The 21,855-nt window shown below is 64.6% G+C and carries 18 protein-coding genes; 11 read left to right on the top strand and 7 right to left on the bottom strand.

Translation table 11 applies throughout. The features are described 5' to 3' along the window. Window positions 1-43: 43 nt before the first annotated feature. The 4 genes from AC1DNG_RS05920 to AC1DNG_RS05905 form a co-directional block, all read right to left on the bottom strand. Window positions 44-1,363, bottom strand: a complete 1,320-nt coding sequence (locus AC1DNG_RS05920) for an NADH:flavin oxidoreductase (RefSeq protein ID WP_476886887.1) — start codon at window positions 1,361-1,363, stop codon at window positions 44-46. Between the two features lie 131 nt (window positions 1,364-1,494). Further along, the gene (locus AC1DNG_RS05915; RefSeq protein WP_476886886.1) at window positions 1,495-2,523 is read right to left on the bottom strand and encodes an ABC transporter permease; all 1,029 of its coding nucleotides are present in this window, start codon (window positions 2,521-2,523) and stop codon (window positions 1,495-1,497) included. After that, a complete protein-coding gene (locus tag AC1DNG_RS05910) occupies window positions 2,520-3,479 on the bottom strand; it encodes an ABC transporter permease (protein WP_476886885.1) in 960 nt (319 codons plus the stop codon). The genes AC1DNG_RS05915 and AC1DNG_RS05910 overlap by 4 nt, the downstream gene beginning before the upstream one ends. Beyond that, window positions 3,476-4,984 carry a sugar ABC transporter ATP-binding protein gene (locus AC1DNG_RS05905; RefSeq protein WP_476886884.1) on the bottom strand — a complete coding sequence of 503 codons (1,509 nt, stop codon included), beginning with the start codon at window positions 4,982-4,984 and terminating at the stop codon, window positions 3,476-3,478. Before AC1DNG_RS05905 ends, AC1DNG_RS05910 begins: the two co-directional genes overlap by 4 nt. Window positions 4,985-5,110: 126 nt before the next feature. On the opposite strand from AC1DNG_RS05905, the gene AC1DNG_RS05900 reads away from it, so the two are divergent. Then, on the top strand, window positions 5,111-6,370 hold the full coding sequence (locus AC1DNG_RS05900; RefSeq protein WP_476886883.1) for a substrate-binding domain-containing protein: 1,260 nt from the start codon (window positions 5,111-5,113) through the stop codon (window positions 6,368-6,370). Between the two features lie 293 nt (window positions 6,371-6,663). Here AC1DNG_RS05900 and AC1DNG_RS05895 read toward each other — a convergent pair whose 3' ends face one another. After that, window positions 6,664-7,683, bottom strand: coding sequence for a dihydrodipicolinate synthase family protein (locus AC1DNG_RS05895; RefSeq protein WP_476886882.1), 1,020 nt, complete (start codon window positions 7,681-7,683; stop codon window positions 6,664-6,666). Window positions 7,684-7,710: 27 nt separating this feature from the next. Further along, entirely contained in the window at window positions 7,711-8,724 is a 1,014-nt protein-coding gene (locus AC1DNG_RS05890) for an ornithine cyclodeaminase family protein (RefSeq protein WP_476886881.1), read from the bottom strand. 145 nt (window positions 8,725-8,869) lie between these two features. Here AC1DNG_RS05890 and AC1DNG_RS05885 point away from each other — a divergent pair, with 145 nt between their 5' ends. The 10 genes from AC1DNG_RS05885 (at window position 8,870) to hxlA (ending at window position 19,879) form a co-directional block, all read left to right on the top strand. After that, window positions 8,870-10,246: an aldehyde dehydrogenase family protein gene (locus AC1DNG_RS05885; protein WP_476886880.1), complete on the top strand. Its 1,377-nt coding sequence runs from the start codon at window positions 8,870-8,872 to the stop codon at window positions 10,244-10,246. Window positions 10,247-10,340: 94 nt separating this feature from the next. Then, window positions 10,341-11,843 carry a bifunctional 3-(3-hydroxy-phenyl)propionate/3-hydroxycinnamic acid hydroxylase gene (locus AC1DNG_RS05880; RefSeq protein ID WP_476886879.1) on the top strand — a complete coding sequence of 501 codons (1,503 nt, stop codon included), beginning with the start codon at window positions 10,341-10,343 and terminating at the stop codon, window positions 11,841-11,843. Window positions 11,844-11,884: 41 nt separating this feature from the next. After that, window positions 11,885-12,823: a VOC family protein gene (locus tag AC1DNG_RS05875; protein ID WP_364744927.1), complete on the top strand. Its 939-nt coding sequence runs from the start codon at window positions 11,885-11,887 to the stop codon at window positions 12,821-12,823. 30 nt (window positions 12,824-12,853) lie between these two features. Further along, window positions 12,854-13,885 carry a fumarylacetoacetate hydrolase family protein gene (locus AC1DNG_RS05870; protein ID WP_476886878.1) on the top strand — a complete coding sequence of 344 codons (1,032 nt, stop codon included), beginning with the start codon at window positions 12,854-12,856 and terminating at the stop codon, window positions 13,883-13,885. After that, complete coding sequence (locus AC1DNG_RS05865) at window positions 13,882-14,733, top strand: ABC transporter substrate-binding protein (protein ID WP_476886877.1); 852 nt, start codon at window positions 13,882-13,884, stop codon at window positions 14,731-14,733. The genes AC1DNG_RS05870 and AC1DNG_RS05865 overlap by 4 nt, the downstream gene beginning before the upstream one ends. Window positions 14,734-14,821: 88 nt before the next feature. Continuing rightward, a complete protein-coding gene (locus AC1DNG_RS05860) occupies window positions 14,822-15,838 on the top strand; it encodes a fumarylacetoacetate hydrolase family protein (RefSeq protein ID WP_476886876.1) in 1,017 nt (338 codons plus the stop codon). Continuing rightward, window positions 15,838-16,446 carry a cupin domain-containing protein gene (locus AC1DNG_RS05855; protein ID WP_476858218.1) on the top strand — a complete coding sequence of 203 codons (609 nt, stop codon included), beginning with the start codon at window positions 15,838-15,840 and terminating at the stop codon, window positions 16,444-16,446. The genes AC1DNG_RS05860 and AC1DNG_RS05855 overlap by 1 nt, the downstream gene beginning before the upstream one ends. Next, window positions 16,443-18,413, top strand: coding sequence for an acetoacetate--CoA ligase (locus AC1DNG_RS05850; protein ID WP_476886875.1), 1,971 nt, complete (start codon window positions 16,443-16,445; stop codon window positions 18,411-18,413). Before AC1DNG_RS05855 ends, AC1DNG_RS05850 begins: the two co-directional genes overlap by 4 nt. A gap of 131 nt (window positions 18,414-18,544) precedes the next feature. Next, window positions 18,545-19,144: a 6-phospho-3-hexuloisomerase gene (gene hxlB, locus AC1DNG_RS05845; RefSeq protein ID WP_459384523.1), complete on the top strand. Its 600-nt coding sequence runs from the start codon at window positions 18,545-18,547 to the stop codon at window positions 19,142-19,144. Between the two features lie 111 nt (window positions 19,145-19,255). After that, window positions 19,256-19,879 (top strand): 3-hexulose-6-phosphate synthase, encoded by a 624-nt coding sequence (gene hxlA, locus AC1DNG_RS05840; RefSeq protein WP_476886874.1) that lies wholly within the window; start codon window positions 19,256-19,258, stop codon window positions 19,877-19,879. 922 nt (window positions 19,880-20,801) lie between these two features. On the opposite strand, the gene AC1DNG_RS05835 is transcribed toward hxlA, so the two are convergent. Continuing rightward, complete coding sequence (locus AC1DNG_RS05835) at window positions 20,802-21,725, bottom strand: LysR substrate-binding domain-containing protein (protein ID WP_476886873.1); 924 nt, start codon at window positions 21,723-21,725, stop codon at window positions 20,802-20,804. Window positions 21,726-21,855 lie beyond the last annotated feature (130 nt).

Here is a 21,855-nt window from a genome sequence, read left to right as displayed (position 1 = left end):
CGCCGGACCCCCGTCATGGATGGAAGTCCGGCGCCGCCATGGGTCAGTTCTTCGAGCCCTTCGAGCCGGCGGTCGCCAGTTTGTCGGCGATGCCCATGAGGACCGGTGACCCGGTCGCGGCAATCAGCAGGCCCTGGATCGGACGCTGAAGCTTTACCCAGACGGGTTCCGTGGCCCCCGCGAGGACCGCTTCGCGTCCCATGGCCGGGTTCTTGTGGCACCGGACCGGCACGTTGAAGATCAGGCGGCGCAGGCATGAGTTGTCGTGGTCGCACCACACAATCTCATCCTGTCGTCCTTGGAGAACCTTGTTGGGGAATTCCGGATCGGCCAGCATCTGCCGGGCCAGCATGATTCCGTCCGCGAACCCGGCGGTGATGGCGTCTGCGCACTGTTGCGGGTCGTAGGTGCTGCTGAGGAGCAACGGGACCTCGGGCATGGCGGCGCGGAATGCCTGCGGCTCTCCGTGCTGCAGGATTGCGCCCGAAAAGGAGGTGACGTTATTGTCCATCGACTCGTAGTTCGCATCGCTCAGGGCGATATAGCCAACCCCTTCCTTCTCAATGATCGCTGCGACTTCCGCGAACCCTTCGGGTCCCTGACCATCGGGAAGGTGGTCGTTGGTGCTCATTCTGAGGCCCACGGGATAGTCGGGGCCGATTTCAGCCCGGATCGCCCGAACTGTGTCAGCCAGGATGCGGGCGCGGTTTTCGGCACTGCCTCCGTATTCGTCAGTTCTCCAGTTGGTGCGCGGTGAGAGGAAGGAGGAATAGAGGTAGCGCATGTGCGCACCCAGTTCGATGCCGTCGAAGCCGGCCGCTTTGGCGCGCCGCACCGCGGCGACGGCCTGTTCCTGGACCTCGTGGATTTCTTCCGTGGTGATCTCCTGGGGCGTCGGGTTCGTCCGGCCTCCGGGAATGTAGAAGCCGTGCGGCAGACGGGGTGCGGCCATGCGGACGGGCTTCGGGCTCGCGGCCCGCGTGGGCCGGCCCTCGCCCGGCACGCCCATGGCGCCGAAACTGGGGAAGATCTGGGCGAAGATGGGTACATCGTGCTCGTGCACGGCATCGACCATGCGCCGCAGGCCCGGAATGAATTCGTCGCGGTCGAAGCGCATCAGGGGCTGGAACGGTGCCTCCTGGTTCCCGCGCTCGGTGGCTACGCCGCCACCGATGATCAACAGCCCTGCGCCACCGCGTGCCCGCGTGGTGAGGAACGCGATTGTCTGATCGCTGGGATGGCCGTCCTTCGTAGGCTGGAGGACGGCCATGGGGCTAAGCACATAGCGGTTCTTGATTGTCAGGCCGTCGATTTTCCAGGGGCTGGAAAGCACTTTGGCGACGGTTGCTGTCTCGGGGGACATTTATTCTCCTTGGTTTTCAGTTGGACCAGGATGAAATGCTTCATCCAAAATAGGTAGTCGATTCGGCTCGTTTTATATCTTGACCGCGCGTCGCAATGGAACGCCGAAAGTAGCGGAAACCGGACCCGGCCTCAGAACCTGTCGCGGACGTGGCGTCCACGACCGTAGAGCGAGACCACGGCAAGGATGATCACGCCGAAGACGATGCGGCTCTGGGCTTCGGTCAGGCCATTGCTCACGATGATTGTGGACAAAAGGGTGAGAATGAGTGCACCCAGCAGCGTCCGGGTGTAGCTGCCGCGAATCGAGCCGAAGATCGAGCCGCCGACGAGGACCGCGGCCAGGCCAGAGAACAGATAGGGTTCCCCGATGGTTTGCGACCAGCCCGAGCCGAAGGATGCAATGAAAATGCCGGCAACCCCGGCCAGGGCACCGGAGGCTGCGAAGACCATGGTCCACACAGCAGCTGTCCGGATCCTTGCCAATCGCGCGGCCCGAAAATTGATTCCTGTCGCGTAGAAGCGACGCCCCGTTGCGGTGCGATTGAGGAAAAGCCACATTCCCGCCCCGCAGAGAAGCACGATCAGGATGATCGGGGGGAACGGCAGGCCAAGGGTGGTCCCCCTTAGGCTGGCCAAGGAACGGAACGCATTCGGCGGCGCGGAGGAATAGTCGCCGTCGGCGAGGAACAGCGTCGCGCCCGTGATGGCCGCGCCAGTGCCCAGCGTGACGACCAGTGGCTGGACCGCGAAGCGGTGACAGATCCAGCCGATCAGGCCACCGATGCCGCCGCAGACCACGACTGTGACCAGCAGGGCTACGACCGCAGGGACCCCGAGCTTGCCCGCGACGTTCGCCGCCATGAAGGCACCGAAAAGGATGTAACCCGGCGCCGCCAGGTCAAGCCCGCCCAGGATCACCACAAGCGTCTGGCCCATGCTTGCCAGGGCCAGCAGGGACGTGATGACCAGCACTGAGGTGATGGACCGGGGGTTTGCAATGGCCGGTATGGTGATCACGAGCCAAGCCGCCAGGGCCAGCACGACAAGGACCTGCAGGGCCGGTACTTCGAAGACCCAGGCCCTGAACCTGGTCCAGGCTTTGGCCTGGGCCGTTGGCGCGTGGGGTGTTTCTGCGGGGGACAGGATGTCACGAGTCATGATGCATTCCTCTTCAAACGGGGGGCCAGCAGCGTCGCGCCCAGCACGACGCCAACGACGAGGACGGCGCCGTAGGCAAATTGGATGAGGCTGGGTGCCACGCCCGAGGCCGTGAGCAACTGCTGCAGCAGATAAATGGAGACCGCCCCGAAGAGGGCACCCAACAGCCCGCCGCGGCCGCCGGCCAGGCTCGTCCCGCCCAGCACGGCTGCGGCGAGCCCCAGCAGGGCATAGGTGGAGGCGAGCGACGACTGCGATGACTGGACGATTGCCGTCAGAGCGATTCCCGCTATTCCGGCGAACAGGCCGCCGAGGGTGTAGGCCAGGATCCGGATTGCCTTGATGTTCACGCCGGAACCGTAGGCTGAAACATCACTCTCGCCGGTCGCGAGGAGATTGCTGACGAAGGCCGTGCGGCGCAGGGCGAACCAGATCAGCCCGGCGACGCCGATGGTCAGGAGAGCGCCCGGGACGATGCCGATGCCCCCGGCGAAGACCTCCGTCCAATTATTCGGGGCGGCCACCGGATTCTGGGCGATGGTCAGCGACAGGCCAACGAGCAGGAACAGCATCCCGGTGGTTGCGACCACCGGATGCAGGCGCACGACGGCGACCAGGATTCCGTTCAGGGCTCCGATTCCGGCGGCCACCGCCAGGATGATGGGTGCCGCGAGATGCCAGTTGCCCAGCCCCGCGGGAATGAGGATGGCGACGAACAGGCAGTTGATGAAGGTGGCCAGGGGACCGACCGAAATGTCAATGCCACCGGCGAGGATCGAGGGCGTGGAGGCGAATCCCACCAGCACGAACGGCGCCAGCGTGGCTAGGGTGCCGGGCAGGCGCTCGAGGGTGAGGAAGGACGGTGAGACGAATAGGTTCAGCACCAGCAGCACCAGTGCGAGCAGCAAGGCAAAGGCGAAGGGCCAGCGTTGGAACAGGGTCAGGACGCGGTTCATGTGAGGACCTCTGATTTCTGGCCGAAGTATGCGGCGACGATGGATTCGGTGGACAGCTGTGTGTGGGGGATCTGGGAAAATACCGCTTGGTCGCGGAAGACCAGGACGCGGTCCGCGAGGTCCACGAGCTCGTCGACCTCGCTGGAGAGGATCACGATGCTCATGCCTTCGGCACTGAGCCGGTGCAGGATTGCGTAGATCTCCCGCTTGGTCCCGATGTCAACGCCTCGGGTGGGGTCATTGAGCAGCAGGACCTTGGGGTCGGTGGCAAGCCAGCGGGCCAGCAGCACCTTCTGCTGGTTGCCGCCGGACAGGGTGGAGATGGCATCGCGGGCGGCACCGAAGCGCAGGGACAGTAAGTCGGCGAAGGCCTCGAACCGGCGGGCAGTGCTGCGTGTGTCCAGCAAGCCGCCGCGCCGGTCCTTGGCCAGGGTCGGGAGCGCGAAGTTTTCGCGGATCGACATGGACCCGAACAGCGACTCTCCGCGACGTTCGCGCGGTAGGTAGGCCACCCCCAGGACATCCCCGTTGCGCTCGGTAAGCTCTGCGGCGCCCCCGGGGAGGAGGCGCACGACGCTGCCGGGCCCGCCCGCCACACCGGCCATGCGCTTGATGAACTGGTCCTGGCCGTGGCCCTCGAGCCCCGCGAGGCCCACGATCTCGCCAGCGCGCAGCTCGAAGTCGATGGGTGCCGAGGCCGGTGCCAGGCGGACGGCCGTTCCTTGAAGGACGGTGTCCCCGGGAACATGCGGTTGCCGCCGGGTGTCGTCATGGCCGGAGCTTCCGGTCATGTCCGTGATCAAGCGGTTGATGGATAGATCCGATCTCTCAACGGTGGAGACGCTGCGCCCGGACCGCAGGACGGTGACCCGGTCCGAGATCTCCGCGACCTCGTCCATGCGGTGCGAGATGAACAGGATGGCAGTGCCCTCGGCCGCGAGCCGGCGCATCTCGACGAAGAGCCGGTCGCGGGAGCTGACGTCCAGGGAGGCCGTCGACTCGTCGAGGATGAGCACCTTGGGGTTGCGCACGAGTGCGCGGGCAATGCAGAGGGACTGCCGCTCGGAGAGCGAGAGCTTGCCCGCGGGAAGATCCAGCGGAATCTCGCCTGCGATGCGTTTCAGGACGTCTTGGGCTATTGCTCGCTGCTCGGCGAGGCCCAGCCGGCGACGAAACACTCCGTGGGACCCGAGCCAGACGTTCTCGAGGACCGATTGGCTCCCCGCGGTGAGGACTTCCTGGAATACCGTCGCAATCCCCAGGTCCATGGCAGCTCGGGGCGATCGGCTGGTTACGGGAACGCCGTTCACTGTGACGGTGCCGGAATCGGGGCGGTGGACGCCTCCCATGATCTTGACGAGAGTGCTCTTCCCGGAGCCGTTTTCGCCCATGAGCGTGTGGATTTCGCCCGGTCGGAGGTGGAGGTCGCCGTCGATGAGGGCGCGGGTGGCACCGAAGCGTTTGCTCACCCCGGCGAGCACCAGGCCGGATGGTTGGTTGTTCACGGCGAATCCCCTTTGAGTGGCCGATAAATGTGTCACAGGTCATATTCGAAACTAGACGAATCGTACCGCATCTGCCTACTCTGATGCCATACGATACGAATCGTTTGATACGGCAGGAGATAAACCATGAAGAAGACAACCTTTTTCCCCCGCTTCTCGACGGTCGGCGCCGCGATCCTGGGGGCCGGCGCCCTCGTTCTGACGGGCTGTTCGGCATCGGCGCCAGCGGCCACGGGCTCCTCCGGAGGGAACGCGCCCGGGCCGGCCGAGTCGGCGGCCGCCGGGACCTGCGGGTCGCTGCCGACGGATACGGTGAACGATCCGAACGGCCTGCTGGCCGGTTTCCCCAAGGAGATCGCCGCGGGCTACAACCTCTACCCCTACGAGATCCGCAAATCGGCATGGGCCGGCTACAAGCCGAAGAAGACTGACGGTTTCACGGCCGCGATCGTGGGCATGCCACCGGCCAGCCCCTTCATTGCCTCCATGTCGGCGGCGATCCGCACGAGCCTGAAGGCAAGTGGCGTCAAGATCGTAGGCGAATTCGCCCCGGATGACCCGTCGAATGTGCCCCTGCAGCTCCAGCAGTTCAATGAGGCGCTCTCGCTCAAGCCGGACGTGATCATTTACACGCCCATCGCACCGGAGCCCTCCGTTGGCCTGGCCAAGGCCGCATATGACGCCGGCATCCCGCTAGTTGCCGCTCAGGTGCCGATCGATTCCGAGTACGCCGTCAGCGTGACGAGGAACACCCCGCTCGCGATCGCCCAGGTTACCGCCGGCACGCTGAGGTCAATCGGGGGCAAGGGCAACGTCCTGCGCGTCGAAGGCATCCCGGGTATCCCTGTCTCGACCTTCGCGAACCTGGGCATCGATGCCGTCCTGAAAAACTGCCCGGAGATCAAGGTAGCCGGATCGGTCACCGGCTTCTTCCAGCCGGCAACGGCCCAGGCGGAGGTCCAGAAGTTCCTTGCGACCAACCCTGCAGGGGTTGACGCAGTTCTCCAGGCCGGAACGATGGGCGTAGGCATCCGCAACGCCTTTGAGGAATCGGGCATGGACGTGCCGCCGATCGCGGACGACGGATCGAGCCGCGGGTTCTCCTCCTGGGCGCTGGCAAAGCAGGACTACCCGTTTTTCGGTACCACGACCCCGTCTGTGCGCACCGGTGAGGCAGTGGCGGACGTGGCGCTGCGCATCCTGAAGGGTGACGGGCCGAAGATCAACCAGATCGTTGAACCCTCGGTGATCGTCTCCCGAGACAACCTCGCCAAGCTCGCGGATCCCTCGTGGGACCACAATGACCTAACCGATCTTGCCGGCGCCCCGGAGGACTACCTGCCCACCGATCGCCTCAATAAGTTCTTCGCAAACCCCAGCGCCTAACTCCTATCGGGGGCCACTCCCACACCCCCGGCCTTGACTCGGGATTGAGGGCCTCTTCCACGGGTTGGATGTCGAATCGACACTCAACCCTAGAAGGGGCCCTTGCGTGTCCCAAACATGCGATTGCGTAGCCACTTCGGCGCGTCGCTGTCGTGGCACCAACCTCGTTTCGGGTGCTGCATCTTCTGCGGCACCGTCTGCCATACGCAAAGAAGCCCCGTGGACCACTGAACCAGCCAGTCGGTTCAGTGGCCCACGGGGCACTCCAACGCCGGCACAAGGCCGCGCAGGGCTTAGGCGCTGATTCGTCCGCGCAGAAACTCGGAGTCTGGGGAATCGGTGACGGGCAGTCCCGAGGCTTCCAGGCTTGCGCGCAGCTGCTTCATGAAGCGGTCGGGAAGCCTGACTGCCGGCGGGCGCAGGGCGCCGCCGTTGAAGCCGGAGAGCCACTCCTGGTACTTCCACTGGGTGCGGTTGATGGAGCTGGTGCCCGGGGTGGAAGTGGACGAAACGGCGATATTGGCGGCCCGGGCCGGCTGGACCTCCCAGTAGCGCTTCATGGACTCTTCCCACTTGCCGGTGCGCGCCATCTCGAAGGCCTTGGGGTAGTAGTCGCCCATCCAGTTCGTGTTCGCGGTGCCGGAGAACTGGACGTCCAAGACCGACATGAGGGGGATTATTTCGGCCTCGATGGGGCAGGAGATCACTACTTCATCGCGGAAGTGGTGGTACATCTCCATGACTCCGGGGATGCCCGGGTAGCCCTGTTCGGCCTTGATGGCGACGATGCTTGGCATTGCGTCGAGGACGCGGCGCACGAAGTCCACGCTCATGCCTGCGGGATGGATGCGCTCGAAGCCCCAGGCCGGCAGCGGGAACAGCATGGTGGCCAGGTCGGTTTCGTCGGTGAAGCGCTTGGTGTAGTCGAACACCTCGTCGTAGGAGGTCGGCCAGAACGATGAGGGGTAGGCCAGCAGGGCGCGGTCGGCGCCGGCCTTGGTGGCGAGGTCTGCTGCGTGGATGTTCTCTTCCAGGGTGCCGAAGATGGCGTGGAAGAAGAGAGCGAAGTCAGGGCCGGCCGCTTCGCGGGCGACGGCCGTGATCCGGGCGTTCTCCTCCGGGGTCACATTCGCTTCGGCGATGATCAGGGAACCGGCGTAGCCGCGTTCCTTGAGCAGGAGGATGTCGTGGCGGATCGCGTTCTCGTTGATGCCCGAGAAGTCAGGGGTGAAGGATGGGTGCGTCACCGCGACGGTGCCGGTGAAGTTCTCCTTGGCCCAGGAGCGGGCCTCGGATTTGGTGTATTCCACCATGGTGTTCTCCTTTATTTCTGTGAGGCGTTATTTGCGGCTGGTGACAATGCCGACGGGCAGGACGGTGCCGATGCCCTCGGCGCGGGCGCGGTCCACGAGCATCTCGGCAACCACGATGTCCTGCAGGCCGGAACCTGTCGACTTGTAGATCCTGATCCCGTGCGCGGAATCGATCTCGGTTTCACCGGACAGGACGGCATTGAGAGTTACAACGATCGAATCGACATCGACGCCGTGCGCGCGGGCCGCGATCATGTCCCCGCTGTCGTTGACGACCTCGTCACGGGAATCCACCACGACCACCGCGGCGCGGGCGAGGAGTTCGGCGGGCAGCTCACGCTGGGCTGCTGTCGTGGAACCGATCGATACCACAGCGGTGTCCTCTCCGACCCAGTCGGCCTGCACGGTCGGGGATTCATCGCGGGAGCGTGCTGCGCACAGGATGAGATCCGCGCCTTGGGCGGCCTCGCGGGCCGAGCCGACGGCCCGTGCGGGAGCCCCGAACGCGCCGTCGAACTCGGCCGCAAAGGCCTCGCGGTTGGCGGGGGTGGGGCTGAAGACGCGGATGTCGGCGAACTCCAGCAGGTGGGAAAAGGCCGTCAGGTGGGAACGGGCCTCAAAGCCGGAGCCGATCACACCGACGATCAGCGGCCGCTGCGGCACGATCGTGGAGGTGCCCACGGCGGTGGTCGCGGCGGTGCGCAGGCCGGTGACGCGGTTTCCGTCCACGAGAGCCACCAGATCCGCGGTGTCCTTGTCGAAGAGTGAAATCAGATAGCTGACGCGCAGGCCGTCCGCGAAGGACCCGGCGATTGACTTTGCCCCGAACAGACTGCCGCTGGGCGGCACCGAGGGCATGATCCGCAACCATTCGCGAGATGTCTGGGCGAAAATCCTTCCCGGTGTGCCGCCCTCGTCGTCGGGGGCCTTGTACGCGGTGCGGATGGCCTCGATCGCCCCCGGCCAGTCCGCAAGGCTGGCCACATCAGCGTCGGTGAGAAAGAGCGGAAGATTGTTCGGCAACTCGCCATTGGTGCTCACGGGGGCACTCCTTGGATGTCGGGCAGCCGTTCCACGGGCTGCTGGCGTGGGTGGATACATCATGGAAACTAAAATAGTATCCGATACGAATCGTATCCTATATAGTCGTGATCGAGAACACGTCTCAAGGAAAGGGACCCCATCCATGGCAATCGCAACCGTCAACCCGACCACCGGTTCGACCGAAATGATCATTGAGCCGCATACGGCCGAGGAAGTCCAAGCTCGCATCGCGGAAGCCGCCGAAGCGGCGCGGCTGCTGCGCGGCACGACCTTTGCCCAGCGCGCCCAGTGGATGCTCGCCGCGGCGGACATCCTGGAGGATCAGGCGGAGGGTCTGGGCGCATTGATCACCGTCGAGATGGGCAAGCCGATTGCGCAGTCGATCGCCGAGGTGCACAAGTGCGTCAAGGCCATCCGCTTCTACGCCGCGCATGCCGAGGAATTCCTGGCCGAGGCTCCGCTGAAGGACCCGTCGTCGGTCGGCGCCAGCCGCGCGTGGACCCGCTACGAGCCGCTGGGGACGGTGTTGGCGGTCATGCCGTGGAACTATCCGCTCTGGCAGGTCATCCGGTTTGCCGCCCCGGCGCTCATGGCGGGCAACTCCGGCCTGCTCAAGCATGCCTCGAACGTGCCCCAGGCTGCGCTCTTCCTCGACACCCTCTTTGAGCGGGCAGGGTTCCCGCGCGGATCCTTCCGCACCCTGCTGATCGGCGGCTCCCAGGTTGCCGGCGTCCTGGCCGATCCGAGGGTCAAAGCGGTGACCCTGACGGGTTCCGAGCCGGCGGGGCGCTCGGTCGCCTCCATTGCCGGGGACCACGTGAAGAAGGCCGTGCTGGAACTGGGCGGGTCGGACCCTTTCATTGTCATGCCCTCGGCGGACGTCTCCGCCGCGGCGGAGACCGCCGTGCGTGCACGGATCAGCAACAATGGCCAGTCCTGCATCGCCGGCAAGCGGTTCATCGTGCACACCGAGGTCTATGACGCGTTCGCCGCCGAATTCGTGAAGCTGATGTCGGAGCTTAATGTCGGGGACCCGCTGAATCCCGCGACTCAGGTGGGGCCCTTGGCCACCTTGTCCGGACGCGACGAACTGGCCGAGCTCGTCGAGGACGCCCGTTCCCTGGGTGCCCAGGTGCTGACCGGCGGGGTGGTTCCCGAGGGCCCCGGCTTCTTCTATGCCCCCACGGTGCTCGCCGGACTCAGCGAAGAGATGCGGATCATCCAGGAGGAGACCTTTGGGCCCGTCGCGTCGCTGTACTGCGCCCGGGACCGCGAGGATGCCCTCCGGATTGCGAACCAGACCACCTTCGGGCTTTCCAGTGCGGTCTGGACTGCTGATGCCGAGGAGGAGGAATGGTTTACGGCCAACCTTGACGCCGGCGCGGTGTTCGTCAACGGCATGACGGTTTCGTACCAGGAGCTGCCGTTCGGCGGGATCAAGCGTTCCGGGTTCGGTCGGGAACTGGCTGCGGACGGGATCAGGGAATTCTGCAATCTCAAGACCATCTGGAAGGCGTAAGCAAGCCGGAAGCCCATCAGCTAACCCTTGTGCGGCTAAGTGATGCATGTTACTTTTTATTCGAAACGATACGTACTGAACTTGAAGGAGCAAGATGGCTAACGTCAACGTCGACGTGGTAGTGATCGGGGGAGGGCCTGTAGGAGTCACTGCGCTGGCCTTGCTGGGGCGCGCAGGTCTGACCGCCGTCGGGGTGGAGCGTGATGTCCAGGTTTGGCCAACTGCCCGCGCCGTGCACTTTGATGGTGAAACCTTCCGCACCCTCCAATCGCTGGGAGTCGCCGAGCGCTTTGCCGAGGTTACTTTGCCGATGTCCTCCTTCCACATCGAGAACGAGGAGCGGGAAGTCCTGGTGTCCTTGCCCACGGGTCAGTTTGGCACCCAGGGTTGGCACGACGATCTCACCTTTCACCAACCGGACATCGAGGTCCTGCTGCGGGATGTCGTGGAAGAACTTCCCGGTGTCGAGCTCCGCCGAGGCGCCAGCGTGCTCTCCGTGCGCAATGAGGGACCGGGCGTCGAGGTGGCGGTGCGTGACTCCGACGGCGCGGAATCCTTAATCCGCGCCCGCTGGGCCATCGCAGCGGACGGGGCGCGCTCGCAGACCCGCCAGGCGCTGGGCATCGAGTGCGAAAAGCTGGGCGAGGATGCACAGTGGCTTGTCGCGGACGGCATTTTGGAAGAAGGCCCCGGCCTGTCTTCCGACATGATCTTCCTGGGTCATCACACAAGGCCCGCCCTGTGGATCCGCCTCCCCGGCAAACGGGTGCGGATGGAGTTCATGTTGATGCCGGGGGACGACCCCGAGGAAATTGCCACCCCTGAGGGTGTGGAAAAGATCAGCCACGGCGTGCTGCCGGCAGACAGATTCACTGCAGACCGGCTGGCTATTTATACCTTCCGTGGCCGCATCGCACGGCAGTGGCGCGCCGGGAACATCTTCCTGGCGGGGGACGCAGCCCACCAGGCGCCACCGCTTTTTGGTCAGGGCCTATGCGCCGGATTACGCGACGTGGCCAACCTGGTGTGGAAGCTCGATGCCGTCAAACGCGGTGCGGCCGACGACAGCCTCCTTGACACCTACGAGAGTGAACGCATGCCGCATGCACGGTTCTGGGTCGAGCAGGCAACCCGGGCGGCGGGCTTCATGCAAACCACCGACGCCGACACCGCGAAGCAGCGTGACGCCTTCATCCGCGCAAACCCCGCCGCATCCGCACCGATCTCACCCGCGCTGGGCCCTGGCCTGCACGACGGCGGCACCGACGAACGCGCCGGCCGGCTCGGCATGCAGCCGATCCTCGCCGACGGGGTGCGCCTGGATGACATGGTGGGAAGCCGTTTCCTGGTGGCAACAACCCGCGAGCTCTATGCCGCGGTCCCGGCCCCACTGCGGGAACTACTTGAGGAACATGCCGACGTCGTGGTCCTGTTCGATCCGGCCAAGGTCGGCCAGATCCTTGCCGCCGCCGGCGCCCAGGCGGTCGTCGTTCGCCCGGACCGCTACATCCTGGGCCTCGGCGACAGCCCCGAGGCCCTGGAGCGCCTCATCCGCAGCATTCCGCAGGCCGGCCACAACGTGCCGGCACGCATCTAAACCCACATCCGCGTCAAACGGACAGAACACAGGAGACCATCATGGCATTCAGCCCGATCACACACCTGAGGCACTTCGACATCGCGGTGCCCGACTACCAAAAGCAGGTTGAGTTCTACAAGAACCACTGGGGACTCACCGAAATGGAGAACGACGGCGGCGTGACCTACTTCGCCGCCGAGGGATCGCCAGAACAGTATTCGGTCCGCGTGCGCGAGGCCGAGGAGAAGCGCCTTGACATGGTCGCGTTCGGCGCGGCGGACAAGGCCTCGGTGGACCAGCTCGCCTCGGACCTCATTGCCAAGGGCGTGAAGCTCATTGGCGAACCCGATGACGTCAAGACCCTCGGTGGGGGATACGGCTTCCGCTTCTTTGACCTGGAGGGACGCACCATCGAGGTCTCCTCCGATGTCGAGGTGCGCAAGCACCGCAAGATCGAGGAGCGCGAGGCGATCCCGGTGCGGCTCTCCCACGTGGTGCTCAACTCCCCGGAACCGGAAAAGATGCGCGCCTGGTATGAACAGCATCTGGGCTTCCGTCTCTCCGACACCCTGAACCACCCGCACATGGGCGACCTCTTCTACTTCATGCGCTGCAATGCACAACACCACTCCATAGCGATCTCCCGCGGTCCGCATGCCTCGCTGCAGCACGCGTCCTTCGAGCTGCGCGGCATCGACGAGTACATGCGCGGAAGCGGCAAGCTGCTGCGGTCCGGGTTCAAGAAAATCTGGGGCCCTGGCCGCCACAAGGCCGGGGACAACACCTTCACCTACTTCCACGATCCCAACGGGAACACCATGGAATACACCACCGAGCTGGATTCGGTGGATGAGGATACCTGGCATCCAAGCATCTTTGACACCCGCGACCCCGAGACCTCCGACCAATGGGGAACCGGCGGCGACATGGACGAATTCATCGCCCGCGAAATGTTCAACGACCGCGACAAGGGCCTGTACGTGGCCCCACCGGTATAGCGGCAGCAGACAATGACTAATGGAGGATTCATGGAAGAGGCACGCGTGAACCGATTCATGCTGGGCACTTTCGAGGACGGCGGGGAGGAGTTTCCCGGTGTGGTCTTCGGCGACGACGTCGTTGACCTGCGCACAGTGGTGCCGGGAATCGGGCAGATCGGAGACCTCTTCGCTGACTGGGATGCGCACCTGGACGCCCTCGAGGCCATCGATCCGGCCGCAGCGGGCGCACGCCCGCTCGACGGGCTGCGGGTGCTGCCGCCGGTGCAGCCGGTGGGCACCATCATCGCCGCGGGGGCGAACTACCGTGAGCACGTCCTGCAGATGAGTGTGGCCCACAAGCTCGGCAAGGAAGGCGCCGATGCGGCGCAACTGGCCGCCGACGCCGCAGCCGAAATCGACGAGCGCGGCCGGACTGGCGACCCCTACGTCTGGACCGGGATCCCCTCGGCGGTCTGCGGCGCCTACGATGACGTGAAGTTGCCGGATGTCGGCGGAAACGTCGACTGGGAACTGGAGCTTGGCGTGGTCATCGGCCGCAGGGCGCACCGGGTCGCGGCCGAAGACGCTTTCGACTACGTGGCCGGGTATACGATCGTCAACGACATCACGGCGCGCACGCTCGTACCGCGCAACGACATCGCGATGATGGGCACCGACTGGTTCCGGGCGAAGAACCAGCCGACGTTCTTTCCCACCGGCCCCTACGTGGTGCCGAAGCGGTTCGTCCCGGATCCGGCGAAGCTCCGGATCCGCTTGAGCCTCAACGGCACGCTGATGCAGGATGCCTTGGCCGATGACCTGCTCTTCGACATCCCGAGCCTGATCGCCTACGCCTCCTCGGTGGCCGTGCTGCTGCCAGGGGATGTCCTCATCACCGGTTCGCCGGCGGGCAACGGTTCGCATTGGGGCCGTTTCCTGAGGGACGACGACGTGATGGAGGCGGAAATCTCTGGTCTCGGCATCCAGCGTTCGACGGTCCGCGGGCCCAGCGGGCAGTTGCCTCCCTGGTATGTGGATCGCCCGGACGCGGTCGCCGCGGCCGGCGGGGCCGCCCCGTGATCCTGCGGCAAAGCCACTTCGTTCCGCCGGTGTCCTATCTGCTGGCGGCCGAGCTGGGATTTCTGCGAGACGTTGAGGTGGTGCACACCCGGACGCCCTCGAGCGCGGAGCAGCTGCGGGCCCTGCTTGCCGGGGAGCATGACATGGTGGTCACGGCTATCGACAACCTGTTCGAATGGACCCGGGCCGGCGCCGACTTGCGCCTGGTTGCCCAGGTCGAGCAGACCACGCCACTGGGCATCTATGCAGGCGGTGACGTGGAATCCCTCGCGGACCTGGCCGGGTGCCGGTTCGCCGTGGACGCCCCCGACAACGGTTTCGCGCTCATCGTCAAGCACCTGCTGCTAGACGCCGGCGTCGAGGTCGACTACGTGGTGGTGGGCGGCGTTCGCGAACGCTTGGACGCGCTGCTCGGCGGCCAAGTGGACGCGACCCTGCTCGGGCCGCCGTTCGACAAACTGGCCGAAAAGGCCGGGATGCGGCGCGTGGTGGACGTCAATGCCCTGCTGCCGGAACTGCCGGGCCAAGGCCTGGTGGTCCGCGCCGAGCTTCTCGTTTCCGCAGAGCTGGAACGCTACCTGGGCGCTTTGGTGCGCGGGGTGGCGGCCGGAGAGTCGATGACCGACGCGGAGGGAATCGAGTTGCTTGAACGCTGCGGCTACCAGGCGGCGGCCACGGCGGCCTGGGGCGCGCGCGCCCGCACGCTTGCGGTGGATCAGCGCGGACTTGGACTGCTGACCGGGATCCGTCGAAGCCTGGGCATGCTTCCGCCGGACACCGGTCTGGAGGAGCTCTGCGACGGCGAACCACTCCTGAGGGCCACCCGGGCCGCCACGGTCGGTAACTGAGCGTCACCCCACGAACTTGTCTATTGCAACCCCATCCACCCAATGCGATACTGTACGTATCGTATGTTTGATCTCCAGAGGAGCACCCATGAAACTGGGACGTATAGCAGTGCCCACGCCCGACGGCGAACAGATTCGACTCGTCGCGGCCCAGCCGGAGCAGAGCCGGGTTATTGACCTTGCCCGCGCCTATGCCTTGACCCTGCAGCGCAAGGCTGCCGAGCCCGAACGTGCCCGGGCACTCGCCCTGGCGGTGCTTCCCGGAAGCCTGGCAGCTGGAATCGGCGGAGGCTCCATCTTCCTGGACGCCGCACACGAGGCGCTTACCGCGGCCGACGACGCTTCCTACGGCATCGACGAGGTCTCATGGCGCGCGGCGGTCGACGCCCCGGTCATTCGCGACGGACTGACGTTCGAGCAGCACATCCAGAACTTCCACCGCATTGTCGCCAAGGCACAGCCAGCACGCTCGATCTACGAGCGTCCGGGGTATTTCAAGGGCACCACGGCCATGTCCTACGGCCACAACCAAGAGCTGCCCTACCCCGACTTCACCGAGGCCCTCGACTGGGAACTCGAGGTCGGCTACGTCGTGGGCAAGTCCGGAAGCGACCTGACCCCGGACACGGCGCTGGACCACCTCTTTGGCATCACCGTCTTCAACGACTTCAGCGCACGCGATATCCAAGGCGCGGAAATGGCGATCGGCATGGGCCCGCAGAAGTGCAAGGACTTCGGCTACGGCATTGGCCCCTGGGTCACCACCATGGACGAAATCGATTCCATCGAGGGACTGCGCGGCCAGGTCCGCGTCAACGGGGAGGTGCTCTCCGACACCAAGGTCGAGGACTTTGTCTACACCCCCGCAGAGCTGCTGGCCTACGTCTCGATCTCCGACCGCCTGCAGCCGGGCGACATCATTGGATCGGGCACGATGGGCTTCGGCGCCGGCGTTGAAATCGGAAAGTTCCTGAAGCCCGGCGACGTCATTGAACTCGAGCTCGAAGGCGTCGGCACGTTGCGCACACCGATCTCCACCGAACGCCAGAAGGCTCCCTGGTGGCCCGAGCCGCGCACCTACCCGCACGAAGAATGGGTGGTCTGATGACCCGCCCCCCAGTACGCCGCATCGTCACCGGGCACGACGACCAGGGACGCGCCATCATCCTCTCGGACGGTGCCGCGCCCAACCACTGGTCCTCGGAAGTGATTCCGGGATTCGGTGCCACCGTGCCCTGGCTGACCGCGGCCGGACGCATCGACCACGTCACCGACGCGGACCCGGCCGCGGCCGACGCCGAGATTCCCAGCTTCCCCGCTGCCGGCGAGACGATCCTGCGCATTGCAGACTTCCCGCCGGACGCCGTCTATCCGGACGAGGCGGGTTCGGTGATCTTTAGCGAGCTCGACGGGCACGACGAGGCCGAAGCAGGCGCCGAGCACAGCGGCTCCAAGCACTTCTGGTTCCATCGCACCGACTCGCTGGACTACGCTGTCGTGCTCGAGGGCGAGATCACGCTGCTGGTCGACGAGGGTGAGGCAACCATGCGCGCCGGCGACGTGGCCGTGCAACGCGCCACCAGCCACGCGTGGTCCAATCGCACCGACCGCACGGCCCGGGTCCTTTTTGTGCTGATCGGAACCGAGCCCCTCACAGCATCCCAGATCGCCGAGAGACGCAGGGAAGCTTCCCGGCCCTTGGAGAGCGCATGATCCTCAACGCCCACGCCGCAGACAGCGAAGTGATCTGGGAGCCCGACCTCGAACGCAGCGCGGAGACCGGCATCGGGCAATTCGCCGCGTTCCTGGGCCGGCAAGGCATTGATGTCAGTGCAGGCTACGACGAGCTCTGGCAGTGGTCGGTGGATGAGCCGGAACAGTTCTGGGAACTCTTTGCCCGGTTTGCGGGAGTCGAGTTCGGCGGTACGGCAGGACCGGTCTGCACCACTGACGCCATGCCGCACACGCGGTGGTTTCCGGGACGCACCCTCAATTTCGCCCGGCACCTGCTGCAGGGTCACGAAGGAATTGCGCTGGTGGGCATCGCCGAGGACGGGACGCGCGAAGAGGTCACCTGGGACGCGCTGCGGCGCGAGGTGGCATCCCTCGCCGCGCACCTTCGGGACCGCGGGGTGGGCCACGGGGACCGGGTCGTCGGAATCCTGCCGAATGTTGCCGAAGCCGTCGTCGGGCTGCTCGCCACTGCCACTATCGGTGCTATTTGGTCCGTCTGCGCCCCCGAGTTCGGCCCGGGTGCGATCGTTTCGCGGTTCGCCCAGCTCGGTCCAAAGGTCGTCATCGCCGCGCCGGGCTACCGGCTCGGCGGGAAAGACCGGGACCGCCGTGGGGAGCTGGGGGAGATCTTCGCTCAACTTCCCACCCTCGAGCACATCATCTGGGTGGGGCGGCATACATCTGTCCCGAGTGTCCCAACCCGGGTTCCGGCCGTGGACTGGGCCCAGGCCGTGGCCGAACCGGCGGAGCTCGTCTTCGAGGACGTCGAGTTCAGCCACCCGCTGTGGGTCCTGTTCTCCTCCGGGACAACGGGCATTCCCAAGGGCATCGTGCACGGGCACGGCGGGGCGCTTCTTGAGGAAATGAAGATGCTCCTCATCCACTCCGACCTGCGGCCCGGGGACCGCTATCTCAACGTGGCCTCTACGAGCTGGGTGCTGTGGAACGCGCTCGTCTCCGCACTGGGGGTGGGGGCGACGGCGGTACTCGTCGACGGAAACCCCACCTTCCCGTCCATCGACCGGGTGTGGCAGATTGCCGCAGCCGAGCAGGTCGCAGTCCTCGGTGTGGGTGCGGGATTTGTACATGCCTGCGCGAAGGCGGCTCTGGTACCGATGCGCGACCACGACCTGGACGCCCTGAATTCCCTTCAGGTCACTGGATCGCCGCTTTCGGCCGACGGTTATCGCTGGGTCTACGGCAATGTGGGTGACATCTGGTTGAGTTCGATGAGTGGTGGCACCGACATCGCCTCCATCTTCGTGGGAGGATCCCCGACATTGCCGGTCCATGTCGGCTACATCCAGGCTCCGGCCCTCGGAGTGCGCGTGGAGTCGTGGGATGAAGCCGGCAATCCCACCCGGGGCAAGGGCGAACTGGTAGTGACCAGGGCAATGCCCTCGATGCCGCTGAGCTTCTGGGGAGACGACGGCAGCCGGTACCACGAGAGCTACTTCGCGATGTATCCGGGGGTGTGGCGGCACGGGGACTACATCGAGTTCACGCACCGGGGCATCCTCATCCACGGCCGTTCCGACTCGACCCTCAACCGCAACGGGCTGCGGCTCGGTTCGGCAGACATCTACACGGTGGTCGAATCGCTGCCGGAAGTCGCCGAGGCGCTGGTGGTCGGTGCCGAACTGGGCACTGACTACTACATGCCGCTGTTCGTCCATTTGGCCGACGGCGCCAACCCGGACGTGACCCAAGAGGCGATCACAAGATCAATCCGTGAGAACCTCTCCGTCCGATACCTGCCCGACGAGATTGTCTTCATGCCCGGAATTCCGCATACCCGCACCGGAAAGAAGCTGGAAGTCCCCATCAAGCGGCTTCTTCAAGGAGCGCGGTTGGAAACGGTCGCGGATCTCGGGTCGGTGGATGATCCCGTGCTGTTGGAAGAATATGCCCGGTTTGCCCTTGAACGGCAGACGATATCACCGTAGGCGGCACCGCTACCGGCTTCCGACAGGTTCGGTCCGCCGTAATGGGTGATGGGCGCCGGGACGTATCGAGGATGAAACATCCAGCGACTCAACGGCTGGCTAAATACGGCTCACCCCGTCAAAGGAGAGACATGGCGACCATGCCAACAGCAACACCTGTCAGTCAAAAGACCGCGGGCGCCATCGGCCACAGCTTCACTCTGATCCGGGGCGAGGTTGGAGAGACGGCAGACTGCATCAATGAACAGGAACTTGCTCACCTGGCCACCCATCTCACCACCGTTAACCGGGTGTTCGTCGCAGGGGCAGGCCGCAGTGGACTGGTTCTCAGGATGGCCGCTATGCGGCTGATGCATCTCGGCCTCACGGTCCACATCGCAGGGGACACAACCACTCCTGCAATCCGCACCGGGGATCTGCTGGTGGTGGCCTCTGGATCCGGAACAACCTCAAGCGTGGTGAAGGCGGCAGAAACTGCGGCAAAGGCCGGTGCAAAGGTGGCCGCATTCACTGCCAACACAAACTCCCCACTGGCTGCAGTATCCGACATGCTCGTGGTTATCCCGGCCCCCCAGAAAACCGACCACCAATCGGGTGCGTCTCGGCAATATTCCGGAAGCCTCTTCGAACAGGTGCTATTCCTCGCGACCGAAGCGGTGTTCCAAGCCCTCTGGGAGGAAACCAGCATTTCTTCCGAACAGCTCTGGACTCGGCACGCCAATCTCGAATAGCAGGACTCAGGATGGCGACGACGGAGGCGACGACTGATGCAGCGGAAACACCCGTCAACAACTCACCCCTGAATTCCTTTTGCCCAACATTTCCTAAAGAAAGAGCCGATCATGAAACTCCAAGTTGCAATGGACCTCCTCACAGTCGAAGACGCCCTCGAATTGGCCGCCAAAGTAGCCGAATACGTGGACATCATCGAACTCGGAACACCCCTGATAAAGGCTGCAGGCCTCTCCGCTGTCACCGCCATCAAGAATGCCCACCCCGACAAGATCGTTTTCGCTGACATGAAGACCATGGACGCCGGAGAATTGGAGGCCGACATCGCCTTCAAAGCCGGCGCCGACCTGGTATCAGTCTTGGGCAGTGCAGACGACTCGACCATCGCCGGCGCCGTGAAAGCCGCCCGTGCGCACGGCAAAGGCATCGTTGTGGACCTCATTGGGGTATCCAATAAAGTCTCCCGCGCCAAGGAAGCGCGTGCCCTTGGCGCCAAGTTCGTGGAATTCCACGCCGGCCTTGATGAGCAGTCACAGCCCGGCTATGACCTCAATGGGCTCCTGGCCGCCGGCGAAGAAGCGCGCATCCCCTTCTCAGTAGCCGGAGGAGTAAACCTCTCGACGATCAACGCTGTCCAGCGGGCAGGGGCGGACGTAGCCGTAGCGGGCGGCTCAATCTACGGAGCCGCGGATCCCAGCCTGGCCGCCAAAGAGCTGAAGGCCGCCATCATCTGACGCTTCCTTTCCATCACCTGCGGCGGCCGCACGTGCAAAACGTGCGGCCGCCGCATCCAACCGACCCACAAGGAACCGGAGGGACAAAAAGTGAGTATGCGATGAATGCTGGAGTCACGCTTCAGCCACGGCCCACCCAGCGGTCCATCCACCAGTGGGAATACCTGAGCCCAGGCGACGGCGTCGAGGTGTGTCTGGGGGATCTCCAGTACGCCGGATGGGTAGACGCGGTCGGAGACCGCGGGCATCTGATTTGGGTGATCGAGAACGGAACGGCTGACCGCCGGCTGTTCCTGCGCGGGGATGGCGTCACACTATGTCCCATCTGACGGTACTTCCCAACCCGACTCCGACCAGATCCGCGGTACACGATCAAAGCCCTTCCCTCCTGGAATATTCGGAAGAGCGGCGCGAGGTGTCCACTGCTGACCCAAATCTTGTCGACAAGTTACTGAACGAGGCTGAGTCGTCGCTCGTCGAAGTGGCTCTGAACCGCCGGCCCGCCGGCATTTTGGTCACCCGCCATCACGCAGGCCGGTACGTCCTAGAACTCAGTGAAGAAGTGCCGTTCGGGGAATCCCGGGAGCGGTCCGCCTGGTAAGAGAGCGTTCCTGCTTCCGGAACTACGTGGTCATTATCCAGGCGTCCACTCGAGAGCCAGCACGCAACGCAGCCTGATCCTAGGAGCAGACCGGCGAGCACTGTTGGGGCCCAGAAGAAACCGCACCTTCGGGCTGATAGCCGCCAGCCAGAACCTCGGCGCCCTTGACGCAGCGCGGGGGAGCAGGTGGGCCGGCAGGCAACTGGCGGGCCACCGACACCCACACCCGCCCAGATAGGATCAGGAATTCACTGTTGAGTCCGTTCAGGAATGGGGCGGGCGCCGACCCTTGCTCTTGATTCTTCTGGCGCCCGGCGGTCGCTATTCGGGTTCAATGGCGTCGAGGACCTCGACTGCATATTGGATGACAGCCAGTGCCCGGGCAGTCAGCATCGTTTCTTTTGGCCAGACCGCAACGACGGAGGTCTGGCCGGCGCGGGGGCGAAGGTGCCGGGTCACGAGTCCCTTGCCCTCGCTGGAAACCGGGATCTGGTTGGGCCGCGACATCAGGAGGCTATAGCCGAGCCCCCGTCCGACCATGGCCCGGACAAGATCGATTTGCGGGACTATTGCACCCACGTTTGGCTTGAGCCCACGCTGAGCGAACATCAACTGTGTATATTCCCTGCTTGGGGCCGTGTTGAGCATGATGAGTGGCTTGGTCGACAGATCAGCGAGATCCACGTCGTCTTCTTCAGCAAGTGAATCGTTGGCCCCCAGAACGGCCATGACTTCGGTCTTGTAGATGACCCTGCGCTCAACGTCGGCTGGCAAGCCAATGTCGTAGACGATGGCCGTGTCCAGTGTTCCATCTTCAAGTGCCGGCAACAGGTTGGCGTGGTCTCCTACCGTGATGCTGATTTCGACCTTGGGGTGCAGGCTCGCCATGCCCTCAAGCACGGCGGGCAGGACGTTGCTTGCCAGGCCCGTATAGCAGCCCAGCGACACCGGCCCCTTCAGCTCGCCGCGGATCTCACCCAATCCTTCTGCCAGCGCACTGGCCTCTCGAAGCAGCTCCCTGGCCCGCTTCGCGAAGTGGCGCCCAGTCGGCGTCAGGTGCATGCCCCGGGCCTTCCTCCGGATGCACAGTTGTTCCCCCAACGCTGCCTCCAGCTCGCTGACGGCATGCGAAAGCGCGGATTCGGAGATGTGAAGCTGTTGCGCCGCGGATCCCAGGGTAGTGTGTTCCGGCAGCGCGGCGAAGAGCTCGAGCTGACGAAACGTGAATTTCGGCACGAAAATCACTTCTCCTAAAGAATCGAAATACTTTCGCTGATATTCGCAGTTTACTAGAGAAATAATGCCTGTGACACTGATTACACAAAGAAGTGCCAGCAGGACCGGCTACACAACGACGTGCCAGTAGGAGTAAGAC

This window comes from Arthrobacter sp. 01T425 (genome assembly GCF_056398725.1).
This window is presented reverse-complemented; position numbering and strand designations above follow the sequence as displayed.